Consider the following 14,710-nt stretch of genomic DNA (forward strand, 5'->3'; position numbering starts at 1 on the left):
CTGGGGTGACCGGAGCGGCGCCGGTCACCTCAGCCGCGCTTCACACCGGCTCGGCAGCGACCTGCACGAGGTGGGCGTCCACGTCGAAGCCGTGTTCCTCCAGCCGGCGCCGGGCGAGCAGGCGTTCGTCGGCGGTGAACAGCGCTTCGTACTCCGGCCGGAGCATCGTCGCCTCGGAGCTGCGGGCGAGCTGATTCTTCTCCCAGAGCAAGGCGAACCCGCCGGCGGTCCCGGCCCCGCGCAGCAGGCGACGCGCGGCCTCGACGCCGCCGTGCTCGCGGACCATTCGTTCGAACTGGAGCGGCCGATAGCCGTAGTCGGTGGCGAGGACCCGGCAGCCGTCGAGCAGGTCATCCGTGAACCGCCGGGCCAGCCGCCGATCCGCGACGGGGATGGTTTCGGGCAAGTCGGACATTCGACACCTCTCGACGGGACACCTATCCCTTTGAGTCGCGCGGGAGCCTCGTTTCGCTACGTCGCGACGGCGAAAACTGTCGGTCCCTTCTGCAAAGGTGGGCCTCATGCGCACCGTGGTCGACGGCGAAGCCCATGTCCACTATGGACAGATCTACGTGCACAGCGAAGGAGGTGATCCGTTCGAAGGCGACCTGACGGCGTGTTTCGCCGGGCAGCGCAACGGGTTGTGCGGCGCCGCCTTCCCGGGCACGTTGTTCCTGATCACCGGCCTGCACACCGGAAACGTCGGCTTCACCGCCGAAGTCCACGACACCGGACCACCCGTGCCACCCCTGCCGCCCGGCTCCGGCTGGGAAGACGTCGTCGAGGCGTCGTTCCACGCCGGCGGCGCGACCCGGCTCGTCACCTGGGGCGGCGAGAACGCGTGGGACCTCGAACTGTCACCGGGCGACTACCGCGTGCGCTACAGCGGGTCCCGGATGGACGCGGGCCGCGACCGCGACACCCGGCTCGACGGCGAACCCGCGCTGGACCGCTACCTGCTCCAGTTTTGGCCCGCGCCACCGGGGCCTGACATCGTTGTCCGGCAAGGCAGCGCGATCGCCGGGTATTGGCACGGGTTCGCCCGGGAGCAGCCGGCTCCCGAGGAACACGCCGCGGCCCAGGCCCGTCGCCGGGAAGAGCGCGAGCGACTGGCGGCGGCGGCTCGCGCGGCGGCCGAGCACGAGCGGCTGCGGCGGGAGTGGGGTGGTTCACTGCCGTCCGAACGCATTCTGAACCTGCCGTACACGCTGCGTGAACTGGCCAAACAGGACCGCGGGTTCATCGCGGACGCGACCGGCGCCGCGCCGGGGACGCAACGCGCGCTCACCCACTGGCTGGCCCACCACGCCTACGAACTGGCCGGGTTGGACCGAGTCGCCTGGATCGCCGAGGGGTTGCGCGCGCTCGACGAGGGCCGCGCACTGCCACCGCCGTTCGACGACTGGACGGCCGCGTGGGACCGCCTGCTGAGCGATCCGGCGGTGCCGCACACGCTGGTCCGCACGCCGGATGGGCGGCACGACAACGCGTTGCAGCAGGCGATGGCGTTCCCGGCGCTGTTCGCCGCGGTGAAGGCGGACCCGCTGGAGGCGCTGGGTCAGGTCCTGTCGGCAGCCTTGGTGACTCACGGAGGTGATCACACGGCCCTCTTCGCGGCGGCACGCGCCGCGTTCCCCGGGCTCGGCGGCTGACGTCACCAGCCGAACAGGCGGTCCATGATCCGCGCGCAGCGGTCGGTCATCGCGGTCGCGTCCTCGTCCGGGCGGTCGATCCACCAGCTGATCAGCGAGTCGACCACGCCGGTCCAGACCTGGGCGACGGCCTCGATGTCGACCGGGTCGGCCAGCCCGCGCGACGTCATGAGCTGCGTCGCGCCCACCACCGCGAAGGCGTCCAGGCGGCGCCGGTAGTCGGCGGCCGCCGTGGCGATGTCGCCGCTGGCCGGCACCGTCGCGTCGCGCAGGAGGCGCCACGCGTAGCGGTCGTGGTCGAACGTCGCGAAGATCGCCGAGAGCACCTTCAGCGGCATCCCGTCGGGCTCGCCGCCGGCCGCCATGGTCGTCGCGACGCCCTCGGTCAGCCGGTCGCCCGCGCGGTGCAGGCAGGCGAGGTACAGGCCGTCCTTCGAGCCGAAGTACTGGTACAGCAACGGTTTCGTGACGCCGACCCGGCGCGCGATCTCGACCATCGACGCGCCCGCGTACCCGGCCCGGCCGAACTCCTCGGTACCAGCGACGACGAGCTGCGCCTCGCGCTCCCCGCGGGGCATCCCCTTGGTCCCGACCGGTCTTGACTCCGTCACGTCCGAGACCCTACCGTGCGTAAAGTGACCCGAGGGTAAGTTACCGTCAGGTCAGATATCAGAGCCGGATCTTAGGAGGCGACGTGGCCGAGTTCCTGGCGCACCTGCGCGACCCCGTGCTGTTCGCGATTCCGGTGTTCCTGCTGTTCGTGACGATCGAGATCGTCGCCGTGCACGTGCTCGGCCACGACGACAACGTGCTCGGCTACAGCCCCGCCGACACCCGCACGAGCATGCTGATGGGTACCGTCTCGGTCGGCGTCAACGCGCTGTTCCGGCTGGTGATGCTGGTCGTCTTCGCGGCGCTGTTCGAGCTGGCACCGGTGAAGTTCGACCCGCGCGACTGGTGGACGTGGGTGCTCATGCTGCTCGGCCAGGAGCTGGTGTTCTACGCCTACCACCGGGCGAGCCACCGCGTCCGGCTGCTGTGGGCCGGGCACCAGGTGCACCACTCGAGCGAGCACTACAACTTCTCGACGGCGCTGCGCCAGAAGTGGACGCCGTACTTCCAGCTGCCGTTCTGGTCGGTGCTGGCGTTGTGCGGCATCCCGCCGTGGCTGATCCTGACCGGCCTGTCGATCGACCTCGTCTACCAGTTCTTCGTGCACACCGAGAAGATCGGCAAGCTGCCACGCTGGTTCGAGTACGTCTTCAACACGCCGTCACACCACCGCGTCCACCACGGCAGCGACGCCGAATACCTCGACGCCAACTACGGCGGCATCTTCATCGTGTGGGACCGGCTGTTCCGCAGTTTCGTCCCGGAGGGCAAGCGCCCGACGTACGGGCTGACGAAGAACATCACCACGTACAACCTGCTGAAGGTCGGCTTCCACGAGTACGGCTCGATCCTGCGCGACCTGCGCCGAGCCCGGACGTGGCGCGAGCGCGCGGGTTTCGTGTTCGGACCGCCCGGTTGGCAGCCCGTCGAAACCCGCGCGCTCGCGACCGCCGAGTGACTAAGCGGTGTCCTGCAGGTCCAGCTCGTTCTCCGGGCGCAGCGTCACCGGCAGGCTCGCCAGTGGCGGGCGCTGCGGGGACGTCAGGTCCGTCAGCACCAGTTCCCGCTCGACGCCGCCGGCGGATGCGCCTCGCTGGAACTGGGCCAGCATCGTGGCCGGCGGGATGGCCGTCACCAGCCTGCCGTAGCGCTCCAGGCGGTCGAACAGCGTCTGCATGATCTGGCCCGACATGCGGCCCAGCGCCTGAGTGCTCTGGTGGCGGTGCACCCGGTGGCCGAGGTCGACCTGGGCCAGCGAGTCGAGCCCGCGCAGTTCGAGCAGGTCGATCAGGTGGCCGATCTCGACGCCGTAGTTCACGACGAACGGGATGCTCTCCAGCACCTCGCGCCGGCCCGCGTACTCGCCCGCGAGGGGCTGGACGAAGCCGGACAGCTCGGGCCAGAACATGTTGATCAGCGGCCGCGCGACGAGCTCGGTGACCCGGCCGCCGCCTTCCGGCTCGCTGCCCGCCGCGCCGTTGAGCGGGCGGTGGTAGAAGCCCTTGACGTAGGCCACCGACGGGTCGGTGAGCAGCGGGCCCAGCAGGCCCGTGACGTAGTCGGTGGTGAAGTCGTAGAGATCGCCGTCGACGAAGACCACGAGGTCTCCGGTCGTCGCGGCGACGCCCTTCCACAGAGCCTCACCCTTGCCCTGCAGCCCGTCGAGGGCCGGGAACACGGCGTCCTGCGCGACGACCCGCGCGCCGGCCGCCGCGGCCACCTCGGCGGTGGCGTCGGTCGAGTGGCTGTCGACGACCAGGATCTCGTCGACGAGCCGGTGGTGTTCGCAGAGTTCCTCGCGGATGGCGGTGACGATCGCGCCGACCGTCGCTTCCTCGTTGCGCGCGGGGATGACCACCGAGACGGTCGTGCCGCGTTTGGCCTCGACCAGCTGGTCCGCCGTCCAGTCGTCGGCCCTGCTGCTGCGCCGGGCGAGCCAGGTGCCGACCTCCGGCGACACCTGCAGCTGCGCGCGGTCATTGCTGTTCCGGCTCGTGCGCATGCGTTCCCCTTCCCTCGTTCGGCGTACTCCCTCCCGACCGAGGTTCGACGCGGCGCGTTTCGGCGACCACTCCCCCGTGCTACCGCGGTGTTACGAGTTCGGCGCCGCGGCACCGATCCCGTTAACCGCGCGGACGGAAAACGGCCTGACCAGCACGGCGGGGCCGGGTCAGGCGTCTTCCTCTTCCTCGAGCATCTCCGGGGTGACCGCGGACTCGGTGTCCGGGATGCTCAGGTCCTTCGCCCGCTTGTCCGCCATCGCCAGCAGACGGCGGATGCGGCCGGCGACCGCGTCCTTCGTCATCTGCGGGTCCGACAGCTGGCCCAGCTCCTCCAGGGACGCCTGCCGGTTGGACAGCCGGAGCTTGCCCGCCGCCAGCAGGTGGTCCGGGGCCGTGTCGCCGAGGATCTCCAGGGCGCGCTCGACCCGGGCCGCCGCCGCGACGGCCGCGCGGGCCGACCGGCGGAGGTTCGCGTCGTCGAAGTTGGCCAGCCGGTTCGCCGTCGCCCGCACCTCGCGGCGCATGCGGCGTTCCTCCCACTGCAGCACGCTCGTGTGCGCGCCGAGGCGCGTCAGCAGCGCGCCGATCGCGTCACCGTCGCGGACCACGACGCGGTCGGCGCCGCGGACCTCGCGCGACTTCGCCTGGATGCCCATCCGGCGCGCGGCACCCACCAAAGCCAGCGCCGCCTCCGGGCCGGGGCACGTCACTTCCAGTGACGACGAACGGCCCGGCTCCGTCAGGGAACCGTGGGCGAGGAACGCTCCGCGCCACGCCGCTTCGGCGTCCGCCACGCCGCCGGACACCACGGCCGCGGGCAGCCCGCGCACCGGCCGGCCGCGCTGGTCGATCAGCCCGGTCTGCCGGGCCAGCCCCTCGCCGTCCTTGACCACGCGCACCACGTACCGGGTGCCCTTGCGCAGCCCGCCGCTGGCGGTGATGACGTGGACGTCGGAATGGTGGCCGTAGAGCTCGTGGATCTCCTTGCGCAGCCGTCGCGCGACCGAGCCCGTGTCCAGCTCCGCTTCGACGACCACCCGGCCGGCCACGATGTGCAGCCCGCCGGCGAAGCGAAGCAGCGACGCGACCTCCGCCCGGCGCGGCCCGATCTTCGTGATCTCCAGCCGGCTCAGTTCGTCCTTCACCGCGGCGGTCATCGCCATTACTGCCCCTCCCTGCCTTGTGCTCCTCCCCCGTGCTCCCCGCCCCTGCCGAGACCGAGAGCCTCCCGCATACACCTCGCGAGCGCATCAGGATCATGCCGTCCCGCCACTTCCGGGTCGGCCACCGCCCCCAGGTGCGCCCGGCCGCCGAGCCGCTCGGCCGCGCGCCGGAGATTCGCCGGGTCGGGGACCGAATCGCGGTCCGCGATCACCGCGTCCACCCGCAGATCGGGCGCGTGCTCGGACAGGACGTCCAGGTGCCGCTCCGGGGAGAACCCCGCGGTTTCCCCCGGCTGGGGGACAAGGTTGAGCACGAGCACCTTCGTCGCGGTGGTCTTGACGAGCGCGTCGTGCAGGCCCGGTACGAGCAGGTGCGGTAGCACGCTCGTGAACCAGGAGCCGGGACCGAGGAACACGACGTCGGCCGCCAGCACCGCGTCCACCGCTTCGGCGCACGCCTGCGGCGGCCGCCCGGACCGGCCCGGCGTGTGCAGGCTCACGCGCTGCACCTGCCCCGGCGTCGAGGCCACCGCGACCTGACCGCGGATCGTGCGCAGCGCCGCCGGGTCCTCGCTGTCGAGCCCGCTGACCTCCCCTACGATCTCCAGCGGCTCCGGCGACATCGGCAGCACCCGGCCGGAGACGCCGATCAGGCGGCACGCCTCGTCGAGCGCCGCCACCGGGTCGCCGAGCACCTCGAACAACCCGGCCAGCAGGAGATTCCCCACCGCGTGCCCGGCCAGCGCGCCGTCGCCGCCGAAGCGGTGCTGGAACACCTCGGCCCAGAGCGTGCCGCCGTCTTCCGCGGCGAAGGCGGCGAACGCCTGCCGGAGGTCGCCCGGCGGCAGCAGCCCGAGCTCGCGCCGCAGCCGGCCGGACGAACCGCCGTCGTCGGCCACGGTGACGATCGCGGTGACGTCGGGGGTCACCCGCCGCACCGCGGACAACGTGGCGTGCAGTCCGTGGCCGCCCCCGAGGGCGACCGCCCGCACGTTATTCACGACCAAGGTCGCGGTGCACCACCTTCACGGCCATTCCGTCCTCTTTGGACAGACGCTGGGCGAGCTCGACCGACAGGGCCACACTGCGGTGCTTGCCGCCGGTGCAGCCGACGGCGAGGGTCAGGTACCGCTTGCCCTCGCGCTTGTAGCCGGCGCCGATGAGCCGCAGCAGCTGGTGGTAGCGGTCGAGGAACTCCTCGGCGCCTTCCTGCGAGAGCACGTAGTTGCGGACCTCGCCGTCGAGGCCCGTGTGCTCGCGCAGCTCCGGGATCCAGAACGGGTTCGGCAGGAACCGGACGTCCATCACCAGGTCCGCGTCCATCGGCAGGCCGTACTTGTACCCGAACGACAGCACGGTGACGCGGGTCTGCGTGCTCGCCTCGGAGCCGAAGGCGTCCTCGATCTTGGCGCGCAGGTCGTGCACCGACAGCGACGACGTGTCGAGCACCAGGTCGGCCTCTTCGCGCAGCGGCTCCAGCAGCACGCGCTCGGCCGTGATGCCGTCGGCGAGCCGGCCGTCACCCTGCATCGGGTGGCCGCGCCGGACGGCCTCGAAGCGCCGCACCAGCACGGCGTCGGTCGCCTCCAGGAACAGCACGCGCGGCTTGTACCCCCGCGCGTCCAGGTCCTTGATCACCGAGGCGAGGTCGTCGGTGAAGGCGCGCGAGCGCACGTCCATCACCACGGCCACCTTGGTGATCGCGCCGCGCGCCTGGGCGCCCAGCTCGACCATCGTGGCGATCAGCTCCGGGGGCAGGTTGTCGACGACGAACCAGCCCAGGTCCTCCAGGCACTTGGCCGCGGTGCTGCGGCCCGCCCCCGACAGCCCGGACACGACCGCGACCTCCATGCCGGAGCCGCGGACATCTTCTTGCGCACTCACTGTCTTTCCTACTCCCCTGTCTTCGTGCCCTGGCCCACGCCGGACTCCCCGGCCAGCGCGGCGACCACGGCCTCCGCGGTGCGCCTGCCGAAGCCGGGCACCGCCTCGATCTCTTCGATCCGGGCCTGCTTGAGCTTCTTGACCGAGCCGAAGTGCTTGATCAGCGCGGTGCGGCGAGCCTGCCCCAGCCCGGGCACACTGTCCAATTCGGACGCCTGCAGCCGCTTGGAGCGCTTCTCGCGGTGGTAGGTGATGGCGAAGCGATGCGCCTCGTCACGGAGCCGCTGCAGCAGGAACAGCCCTTCCGACGTCCGCGGCAGGATCACCGGATCGGGGTCGGCGGGCAGCCACACCTCTTCGAGCCGCTTCGCCAGTCCCACCACGGAAATGTCGGTGATGCCCAGTTCGGCCAGGACGTCCGCGGCCGCCGTGGCCTGCGGGCCCGCGCCGTCGACGACCAGCAGGTTCGGCGGGTAGGCGAACTTGCGCGGCCGGCCGGTCTCCGGGTCGAGGCCCGGCTTCGACGAGTCGATCGGGACGTCGGCGCCTTCAGCCGTTTCCTTGAGGTAGCGGTTGAACCGCCGCCGGACGACCTCGGCGATCGACGCGACGTCGCCCTCTTCGGCCGCCTCGCGCAACGCGAAGCGCCGGTACTCGGACTTGCGCGCCAGCCCGTCTTCGAAGACGACGAGCGACGCCACGACGTCACTGCCCTGGATGTGGCTGATGTCGATGCACTCGATGCGCAGCGGCGCGGTGTCGAGGGCCAGGAAGTCCTGCAGCTCGGTGAGCGCCGCCGAGCGCGCCGTGAGGTCGCCCGCGCGCCGCAGCTTGTGCTGGGTGAACGCCTCCCCCGCGTTGCGCTGCACGGTCTCGGCGAGGGCCTTCTTGTCGCCGCGCTGCGGCACCCGCACCTGCACCCGCGAGCCGCGCAGCCCGGTCAGCCACTCCGCCAGCGCGTCGGCGTCCGCGGGCAGCTCCGGGACCAGGACCTCGCGCGGGACCGCCGGCCCGGCGTCGACGTTGTCGCCGGCCTCGAGCTCGGCCTGCTCGCCGTAGAACTGCGTGATGAAGTGGTCGACCAGCGCCGGGACGTCCATCTCCTCGGCCTTGTCGATGACCCAGCCGCGCTGGCCGCGGACCCGGCCGCCGCGCACGTGGAAGACCTGGACGGCGGCCTCGAGGTCGTCGTGGGCGAACGCCACGACGTCGGCATCCGTGCCGTCGCCGAACACCACGGCCTGCTTCTCCATGGCGCGGCGCAGCGCGCCGAGGTCGTCGCGCAGCCGGGCCGCGCGCTCGAACTCGAGCTCTCCGGACGCGGCCGCCATCTCGGCTTCGAGGCGCTTGATCATGCCGTCGGTCTTGCCCGCGAGGAAGTCGCAGAAATCCTCGACGATGTCGCGGTGCTCATCGGCCGAGACCCGCCCGACGCACGGCGCCGAGCACTTCTCGATGTAACCGAGCAGGCAGGGGCGGCCGATCTGGCCGTGGCGCCGGAACACCCCGGCCGAGCAGGTGCGCGCCGGGAACACCCGCAGCAGCAGGTCGAGCGTCTCGCGGATGGCCCACGCGTGCGAGTACGGCCCGAAGTACCGGACGCCCTTCTTGCGCGCGCCGCGGTAGACGAACAGGCGCGGGAACTCCTCGTTGAGCGTGACCGCCAGGACCGGGTAGCTCTTGTCGTCGCGGTAGCGGACGTTGAACCGCGGGTCGAACTCCTTGATCCAGTTGTACTCGAGCTGGAGCGCCTCGACCTCGGTGGTGACGACGGTCCACTCGACGCTCGCGGCCGTGGTCACCATCTGCCGGGTGCGCGGGTGCAGGCCCGAGAGGTCGGCGAAGTAGGAGTTCAGTCTGCTGCGCAGGCTTTTCGCCTTGCCGACGTAGATGACCCGCCTGGTCGCGTCGCGGAACTTGTACACGCCGGGGGCATCCGGGATGCTCCCCGGCGAGGGACGGTAGGTGGTCGGGTCAGCCACGCCCCCAAGAGTATGGGTCGCCACCGACAGTTCTCGGTGGCCCCCCGGTGTCCGATCCGCCGTAAGTCGGGTTTTCGCCCGGTTCCGACTTCGGTAGGTGTCCCTCCGGGTGACGCGGTGGTTACTTTCCGACCCAGCAGGATCGGGTCCCATCCGAAAGGATCACCGCCGTGAGCTTTCTCCGTGTCCTTGGTGCCGCCTCAGCGGCGGCCGTCGCGCTGACCCTCGCGGGCGGCGCCGTCGCCTCGGCCGGCGTCCAGCCGAACATCGTCGGCGGCGGCACCGCCCCGACGGTCTCCTGGGGTGCCCAGGTGTACGTCAACACGCCCGGGCGTGACTTCCAGGGCTTCAACTGCTCCGGCACGGTCATCGCCTCGCGCTGGGTGATGACCGCGGTGCACTGCCTCGACGAAGACGGCTCGGGCATGCACGTCAAGGTCGGCACCAACACGCTCTTCGCCGGCACGCAGATCGCCGTCGACCGCAAGTACGAGTCCCCGAACGGCGACATCGCGCTGCTGCACCTGGCCTCGGCGACCAGCGCCGGCCCGATCTCGCTGGGCAGCGCCGACCCGTCGACCGGCAGCACCAACCAGCTCTACGGCTGGGGCCGCACCACGCCGACCGGCCCGCCGGCGTCGGCGCTGAAGGTGGCGAACGTCCAGGTGACCGGCCGGTCGTCGGACGCCTACGGCGGCCGCGCGATCCAGAGCGTCGGCATCAACGGCTCGGCCTGGAAGGGCGACTCGGGCGGCCCCGAGGTCTCGAACGGCGTCCAGGTCGGCGTCGCCTCGACGGTGCAGAACCAGAGCGGGACCAACACACGCGGCACGAACAACTACGCGAGCGTGGCGTCGAGCCGGTCCTGGATCCGGACGACGGCCGGCGTCTGAGGTTCCTCCTCGAAAGGGGCGGCCGCTCGTGCCGCCCCTTTCTTGTCGGTGCCGTATGGGATGCTCGCGGCATGCGGATCGCCACCTGGAACGTGAACTCCATCCTCCCGCGGCTGCCGCGCGTCCTGGACTTCCTGGAGAAGACCGCGCCGGACGTGCTGTGCCTGCAGGAGCTGAAGAACACGACGGAGAAGTTCCCGGCCGCCGAGGTCGAGGCGCTCGGGTACGAGGTGGCCGCGTACGGGCTGGGCCAGTGGAACGGCGTCGGGATCGTCTCGCGGGTCGGGTTGTCCGACGTGGTGCGCGGGCTGCCGGACGAACCATCCTTCGACGGCGCCGCCGAGGCGCGCGCGATCGGCGCGACGTGTGGCGGCGTGCGGGTGTGGTCGGTGTACGTGCCCAACGGGCGCGAGCCGGACAACCCGCACTACGCGTACAAACTGGAGTGGCTGAAGTCCCTGCGATCGCTGGCGGCGTCGGAGCTGTCGTCCGAAGGGCCGTTCGCGGTGCTGGGCGACTTCAACGTCGCCCCGACGGACGCCGACGTCTGGGACATCACGCTCTTCGCGGAGTCGACACACGTGACGCCCCCGGAGCGCGAGGCCCTGGCGCGGCTGCGGAAGCTGGGCCTGACGGACGTCTTCCCGAGGCCGCTGAAGTACGACCACCCGTTCACGTACTGGGACTACCGCGGGGGCAACTTCCCGAACAACAAGGGCATGCGGATCGACCTGGTGTACGGGAACGAAGCGTTCACGGGAGCGGTCACGGACTCCTATGTGGACCGCGACGCCCGCAAGGGCAAGCTCCCGTCGGACCACGCACCCATCGTGGTGGACCTGACCCTCTGAGAATCGCGTAACAGCGGAGTCCGTCCCGCCGACTCGGGACTCATGCGCTTCGCGGTGGTGCTCTCGGCGGTAGCCCTGGTGACGTTGTCGGCGGGATGTGACGCCGTCGTCAGCGGACAGGCGGTGCCCGCGCCGGTGAAGTCGTCCTCAGCCGCGGGCGTCCGCGGCCCGGCATCGCTGGAGTTCCGCGAAGTCGTGGCCAACGCTTCGCGGGTCGGCGGCGCCGGAACCGGGCCGCCTCCTTCGCAGGCTGCCCGGCAGAGCACCGGCGTGGCCGAACAGACGGCAGCCGTGCGGGCGATCGACTGCATGCCGGGCAGGGCGGATCCGCTGGCCGGACACGACGACCGGACCTTGCCGCTGGTCACGTGCGGGCAGACCGATGACACGGCCTACCTGCTCGAGCCGGAGTTCCTTCCCGGAAGCGAGGTGGCCGACGCGACGTCCGGCTACGACACGCAGCGCGGACAGTGGATCGTGTATCTCGAGTTCAAGTCCGAGGGTACGAAGATCTGGGCCGATTTCACGAGCAAGAACGTCAACCAGCAGGTCGCGATCGTCGTGAACAGCCAGGTCATCTGGGCGCCGAACATCCGAGTCGCGGTCCTCGACGGCAACACCCAGATCACCGGCAAGTTCACCGAACAGCGCGCCCAAGAACTGGCCAGCCAACTCTCCGGTCGCTAGCCGCCGGTGGCGGTGCGGTGCAGCTTTCGCAGTGCGCGCACCGCTTCCACGGCTCGGGCGCGGTCCACCGACTGGACCGCCATCACCGCGTGGTACTCGTCCTCCGGCAGCTCCAGCCGCGCCCACGACGCGCCGTCCGGGAAGCTCACCGACAGCACCTCGGTCCACGCGAAACGTCGCGTCATCAGGACGTTGCGGACTTCGATGCCCTCGGCGTCGGCCCGGACGCGGGCGATCGCGAACAGCATCACGCCCGCCGCGAGCAGGATGCCGATGCCCACCATCGCCGCCTGGTCGGAACGCTGGAAGTGCACTCCGGTGTTGCCGTTGCGCAGCAGGATCGCCACCACGATGAACACCGCCAGCAGCGCCACCGCCAGCACGCTGCACATGATCAGCGCGCGGCGCGGCCGGATGACCAGGGTCGCCGACGAAGATGAAGTAGCCACGCTCACACGAAACCCCGCTCGGTCCACGGCTGGCGCAGGCTCCGCAGCGCGTGCGCCGTGTCGAGCGCCGCGACCGCGGCCTCGTAGCCCTTGTCCTCCTTCGAACCGGGGCGGCCCGAGCGGTCCAGGGCCTGCTCCTCGGTGTCACAAGTGAGGACGCCGTTGCCGACCGGGGTGCTCTCGTCGAGGGCCACCCGGGTCAGGCCCGCCGTCACCGCGTCGCACACGTACTCGAAGTGCGGGGTGCCACCGCGGATGACGACGCCGAGCGCGACGACGGCGTCGTGGTTGCGGGCCAGGGCCTGCGCCACCACGGGCAGCTCGATCGCGCCCGCGACGCGGACGACCGTCGGCTCTTCTTCGAGCTCGGCCTCGCGGGCCGCGGCCAGGGCTCGCTCCAGCAGCAGGTCGGCGATGGGCGCGTTCCACTTGGTGGTGACGATGCCCAGCTTCAGCGACTTGCAGTCGGAGAGGTCCAGCTTGACCTCCGGTCGGCCTTCGCCGCTCACAGCGTGCCTCCGTCGGGGTGCTCGGTGCCGGCGCCGACCTGGTCGTAGTGCTCCAGCTGGGCCAGGTCGTGCCCCATCCGGTCGCGCTTGGTCCGCAGGTAGCGCAGGTTCTCCGGGTTCGGCGAGATCGGCAGCGGCACCCGACCGGTGACGCGCAGGCCGTAGCCCTCGAGGCCGATCCGCTTGGCCGGGTTGTTCGACAGCAGCCGCATCGTGCGGACACCGAGGTCGCAGAGGATCTGCGCGCCGGTGCCGTAGTCGCGGGCGTCGGCGGGCACACCCAGCGCGAGGTTGGCGTCGACGGTGTCGGCGCCGTCGTCCTGCAGCTGGTAGGCCTGCAGCTTGTGCAGCAGGCCGATGCCGCGGCCCTCGTGGCCGCGGATGTAGAGCACCACGCCGCGCCCTTCGGCGGCGACGGCGGCGAGCGCCGCGTCCAACTGGGGCCCGCAGTCGCAGCGCAGCGAGCCGAAGACGTCGCCGGTGAGGCACTCGGAGTGGACGCGCACGAGGATGTCCTGGCCGTCGCCGATCTCGCCGTAGACGAACGCGACGTGCTCGATGCCGTCGAGCAGCGAGTCGTAGCCGACCGCGCGGAACGTGCCCGCGGACAGCGGGATGCGCGCCTCGGCGACCCGCTCGACCTGCTTCTCGGTGCGACGGCGGTAGGCGATCAGGTCGGCGATGGTGATGATCGCCAGGCCGTGGTCGGCCGCGAAGACCTCCAGCTCGTCGCGGCGGGCCATGTCGCCCTCGTCCTTCTGCGACACGATCTCGCAGAGCACGCCGGCCGCGTTCAGCCCGGCCATCCGGGCCAGGTCGACCGACGCCTCGGTGTGCCCGGGACGGCGGAGCACGCCGCCCTCCTTCGCGCGCAGCGGGACGACGTGGCCGGGACGGCGGAAGTCCTTCGCGGACGACGCCGGGTCGGCGAGCAGCCGGATGGTGTGCGCGCGGTCGGCGGCGGAGATGCCGGTGCTGATGCCGTCGGCGGCGTCGACCGTGACGCTGTACGCGGTGCCGCGCGCGTCCTGGTTCGTGTGGTACATCGGCGGCAGGTCCAGCCGGTCCGCCTCGGCCTCGGTCAGCGCGACGCAGACGTAGCCGGAGGTGTAGCGGACCATGAAGGCCAGCAGCTCCGGGGTCGCCTTTTCCGCCGCGAAGATGAGGTCGCCCTCGTTCTCGCGGTCTTCGTCGTCGACCACGACGACCGCACGGCCCGCTCCGATGTCCGCGATCGCCCGCTCGATGGCGTCGGCGTCGAACACCGCCCCGGTGCCGCACGGGGTCCAGCCCGCTTCGGGCTCTGCCGCACTCGACTCAGGCTCACTCATGACCGCTCCGCTCCTCTGTGCCGCCGCCGTCCCGATTCTGCACCTGGTCGCGGATGTGTGCCTCGGCCAGCTTTTCGACGTACTTCGCGACCACGTCGACCTCCAGGTTGACCAGGTCGCCGGCCTCGCGGCCGCCGAGCGTGGTCACCTCCAGGGTGGTCGGGATCAGCGCCACCGCGAACCGGTCGCCGGTGATCGCGGCGACGGTCAGCGAAATGCCGTCCACCGCGATCGAGCCCTTCTCGACCACGTAGCGCGCCAGGTGCTCCGGCAGCGCGAACGTCGTGACGCCGTTCTCGTCGCGCGAGAGGAACACGCCCGTCCCGTCGACGTGGCCCTGCATGATGTGCCCGCCGAGCCGGCCGCCGGCCGGGGTGGCGCGCTCCAGGTTGACGCGGTCGCCGACCGCGACCTTCGCCAGGCTGGAGCGCTGGAGCGTCTCATTGACGACGTCGACGGTGAACTCGCCGTCCGCGACGTCGACCACCGTCAGGCAGACGCCGCTGACCGCGATCGAGTCGCCGTGCCCGGCGTCGCTCGTCACCAGCGGCCCGCGCACCCGCAGGCGCGCCGCGTTCGTCACCTGCTCGACCGCGACGACCTCGCCGATCTCCTCGACTATGCCGGTGAACACGTCCGCTGCCTCCTCGTAGCCGGGTCCCTCTCCATCCAACACCCGAGGCGCTCGCAGGGC

The 14,710-nt window shown here is 71.3% G+C and carries 16 protein-coding genes; 5 read left to right on the forward strand and 11 right to left on the reverse strand.

Features of this window, described 5'->3' with window-relative positions; genetic code table 11:
* Positions 1–40: 40 nt before the first annotated feature.
* Positions 41–415 carry a hypothetical protein gene (locus tag OG570_RS44670; protein ID WP_326954699.1) on the reverse strand — a complete coding sequence of 125 codons (375 nt, stop codon included), beginning with the start codon at positions 413–415 and terminating at the stop codon, positions 41–43.
* 106 nt (positions 416–521) lie between these two features.
* Here OG570_RS44670 and OG570_RS44675 point away from each other — a divergent pair, with 106 nt between their 5' ends.
* Positions 522–1,652: a hypothetical protein gene (locus OG570_RS44675; RefSeq protein ID WP_326954700.1), complete on the forward strand. Its 1,131-nt coding sequence runs from the start codon at positions 522–524 to the stop codon at positions 1,650–1,652.
* 2 nt (positions 1,653–1,654) lie between these two features.
* Here the strand turns inward: OG570_RS44675 and OG570_RS44680 are convergent, their stop codons facing one another.
* Entirely contained in the window at positions 1,655–2,263 is a 609-nt protein-coding gene (locus OG570_RS44680; protein ID WP_326954701.1) for a TetR/AcrR family transcriptional regulator, read from the reverse strand.
* Positions 2,264–2,346: 83 nt separating this feature from the next.
* Between OG570_RS44680 and OG570_RS44685 the strand changes: the two genes are divergently transcribed.
* Complete coding sequence (locus OG570_RS44685) at positions 2,347–3,222, forward strand: sterol desaturase family protein (protein WP_326954702.1); 876 nt, start codon at positions 2,347–2,349, stop codon at positions 3,220–3,222.
* Here OG570_RS44685 and OG570_RS44690 read toward each other — a convergent pair whose 3' ends face one another.
* From OG570_RS44690 to uvrC, 5 genes are all read right to left on the reverse strand, one after another.
* The gene (locus OG570_RS44690; protein WP_326954703.1) at positions 3,223–4,266 is read right to left on the reverse strand and encodes a glucosyl-3-phosphoglycerate synthase; all 1,044 of its coding nucleotides are present in this window, start codon (positions 4,264–4,266) and stop codon (positions 3,223–3,225) included. It abuts the gene before it with no gap.
* A gap of 168 nt (positions 4,267–4,434) precedes the next feature.
* Complete coding sequence (gene whiA, locus OG570_RS44695) at positions 4,435–5,430, reverse strand: DNA-binding protein WhiA (RefSeq protein ID WP_247049167.1); 996 nt, start codon at positions 5,428–5,430, stop codon at positions 4,435–4,437.
* On the reverse strand, positions 5,430–6,422 hold the full coding sequence (locus tag OG570_RS44700; protein WP_247049166.1) for a gluconeogenesis factor YvcK family protein: 993 nt from the start codon (positions 6,420–6,422) through the stop codon (positions 5,430–5,432). The genes whiA and OG570_RS44700 overlap by 1 nt, the downstream gene beginning before the upstream one ends.
* Position 6,423: 1 nt before the next feature.
* On the reverse strand, positions 6,424–7,281 hold the full coding sequence (rapZ, locus tag OG570_RS44705) for an RNase adapter RapZ (protein ID WP_247064155.1): 858 nt from the start codon (positions 7,279–7,281) through the stop codon (positions 6,424–6,426).
* A gap of 41 nt (positions 7,282–7,322) precedes the next feature.
* Positions 7,323–9,296 carry an excinuclease ABC subunit UvrC gene (uvrC, locus tag OG570_RS44710; protein ID WP_247049165.1) on the reverse strand — a complete coding sequence of 658 codons (1,974 nt, stop codon included), beginning with the start codon at positions 9,294–9,296 and terminating at the stop codon, positions 7,323–7,325.
* 170 nt (positions 9,297–9,466) lie between these two features.
* Here uvrC and OG570_RS44715 point away from each other — a divergent pair, with 170 nt between their 5' ends.
* The 3 genes from OG570_RS44715 to OG570_RS44725 all read left to right on the forward strand — a co-directional run bounded on the left by OG570_RS44715 (position 9,467) and on the right by OG570_RS44725 (position 11,727).
* Positions 9,467–10,189 (forward strand): S1 family peptidase, encoded by a 723-nt coding sequence (locus OG570_RS44715; protein WP_326954704.1) that lies wholly within the window; start codon positions 9,467–9,469, stop codon positions 10,187–10,189.
* A gap of 71 nt (positions 10,190–10,260) precedes the next feature.
* A complete protein-coding gene (locus OG570_RS44720; RefSeq protein ID WP_326954705.1) occupies positions 10,261–11,040 on the forward strand; it encodes an exodeoxyribonuclease III in 780 nt (259 codons plus the stop codon).
* A gap of 42 nt (positions 11,041–11,082) precedes the next feature.
* The gene (locus OG570_RS44725) at positions 11,083–11,727 is read left to right on the forward strand and encodes a SecDF P1 head subdomain-containing protein (RefSeq protein WP_326954706.1); all 645 of its coding nucleotides are present in this window, start codon (positions 11,083–11,085) and stop codon (positions 11,725–11,727) included.
* Here the strand turns inward: OG570_RS44725 and OG570_RS44730 are convergent.
* The 4 genes from OG570_RS44730 to OG570_RS44745 are packed head-to-tail and all read right to left on the reverse strand — an operon-like array spanning position 11,724 to position 14,650.
* A complete protein-coding gene (locus OG570_RS44730; RefSeq protein WP_326960332.1) occupies positions 11,724–12,119 on the reverse strand; it encodes a PH domain-containing protein in 396 nt (131 codons plus the stop codon). The genes OG570_RS44725 and OG570_RS44730 overlap by 4 nt on opposite strands.
* Before the next feature lie 59 nt (positions 12,120–12,178).
* A complete protein-coding gene (ribH, locus tag OG570_RS44735) occupies positions 12,179–12,685 on the reverse strand; it encodes a 6,7-dimethyl-8-ribityllumazine synthase (protein ID WP_247049162.1) in 507 nt (168 codons plus the stop codon).
* Positions 12,682–14,016 carry a bifunctional 3,4-dihydroxy-2-butanone-4-phosphate synthase/GTP cyclohydrolase II gene (locus OG570_RS44740; RefSeq protein WP_326954707.1) on the reverse strand — a complete coding sequence of 445 codons (1,335 nt, stop codon included), beginning with the start codon at positions 14,014–14,016 and terminating at the stop codon, positions 12,682–12,684. Before OG570_RS44740 ends, ribH begins: the two co-directional genes overlap by 4 nt.
* The gene (locus OG570_RS44745) at positions 14,009–14,650 is read right to left on the reverse strand and encodes a riboflavin synthase (protein WP_326954708.1); all 642 of its coding nucleotides are present in this window, start codon (positions 14,648–14,650) and stop codon (positions 14,009–14,011) included. Before OG570_RS44745 ends, OG570_RS44740 begins: the two co-directional genes overlap by 8 nt.
* Positions 14,651–14,710: the final 60 nt, after the last annotated feature.

This window comes from Amycolatopsis sp. NBC_01286, assembly GCF_035982555.1.
Taxonomy (GTDB): Bacteria; Actinomycetota; Actinomycetes; order Mycobacteriales; family Pseudonocardiaceae; genus Amycolatopsis.

What these genes read in the sequence shown, in the direction of transcription:
- OG570_RS44670 (WP_326954699.1), bottom strand. Translation starts at nt 415, where the DNA reads ATGTCCGACTTGCCCGAAACCATCCCCGTCGCGGATCGGCGGCTGGCC.
- OG570_RS44675 (WP_326954700.1), top strand. Translation starts at nt 522, where the DNA reads ATGCGCACCGTGGTCGACGGCGAAGCCCATGTCCACTATGGACAGATC.
- OG570_RS44690 (WP_326954703.1), bottom strand. Translation starts at nt 4,266, where the DNA reads ATGCGCACGAGCCGGAACAGCAATGACCGCGCGCAGCTGCAGGTGTCG.
- whiA (WP_247049167.1), bottom strand. Translation starts at nt 5,430, where the DNA reads ATGGCGATGACCGCCGCGGTGAAGGACGAACTGAGCCGGCTGGAGATC.
- rapZ (WP_247064155.1), bottom strand. Translation starts at nt 7,281, where the DNA reads ATGGAGGTCGCGGTCGTGTCCGGGCTGTCGGGGGCGGGCCGCAGCACC.
- OG570_RS44720 (WP_326954705.1), top strand. Translation starts at nt 10,261, where the DNA reads ATGCGGATCGCCACCTGGAACGTGAACTCCATCCTCCCGCGGCTGCCG.
- OG570_RS44725 (WP_326954706.1), top strand. Translation starts at nt 11,083, where the DNA reads ATGCGCTTCGCGGTGGTGCTCTCGGCGGTAGCCCTGGTGACGTTGTCG.
- OG570_RS44730 (WP_326960332.1), bottom strand. Translation starts at nt 12,119, where the DNA reads ATGTGCAGCGTGCTGGCGGTGGCGCTGCTGGCGGTGTTCATCGTGGTG.
- OG570_RS44740 (WP_326954707.1), bottom strand. Translation starts at nt 14,016, where the DNA reads ATGAGTGAGCCTGAGTCGAGTGCGGCAGAGCCCGAAGCGGGCTGGACC.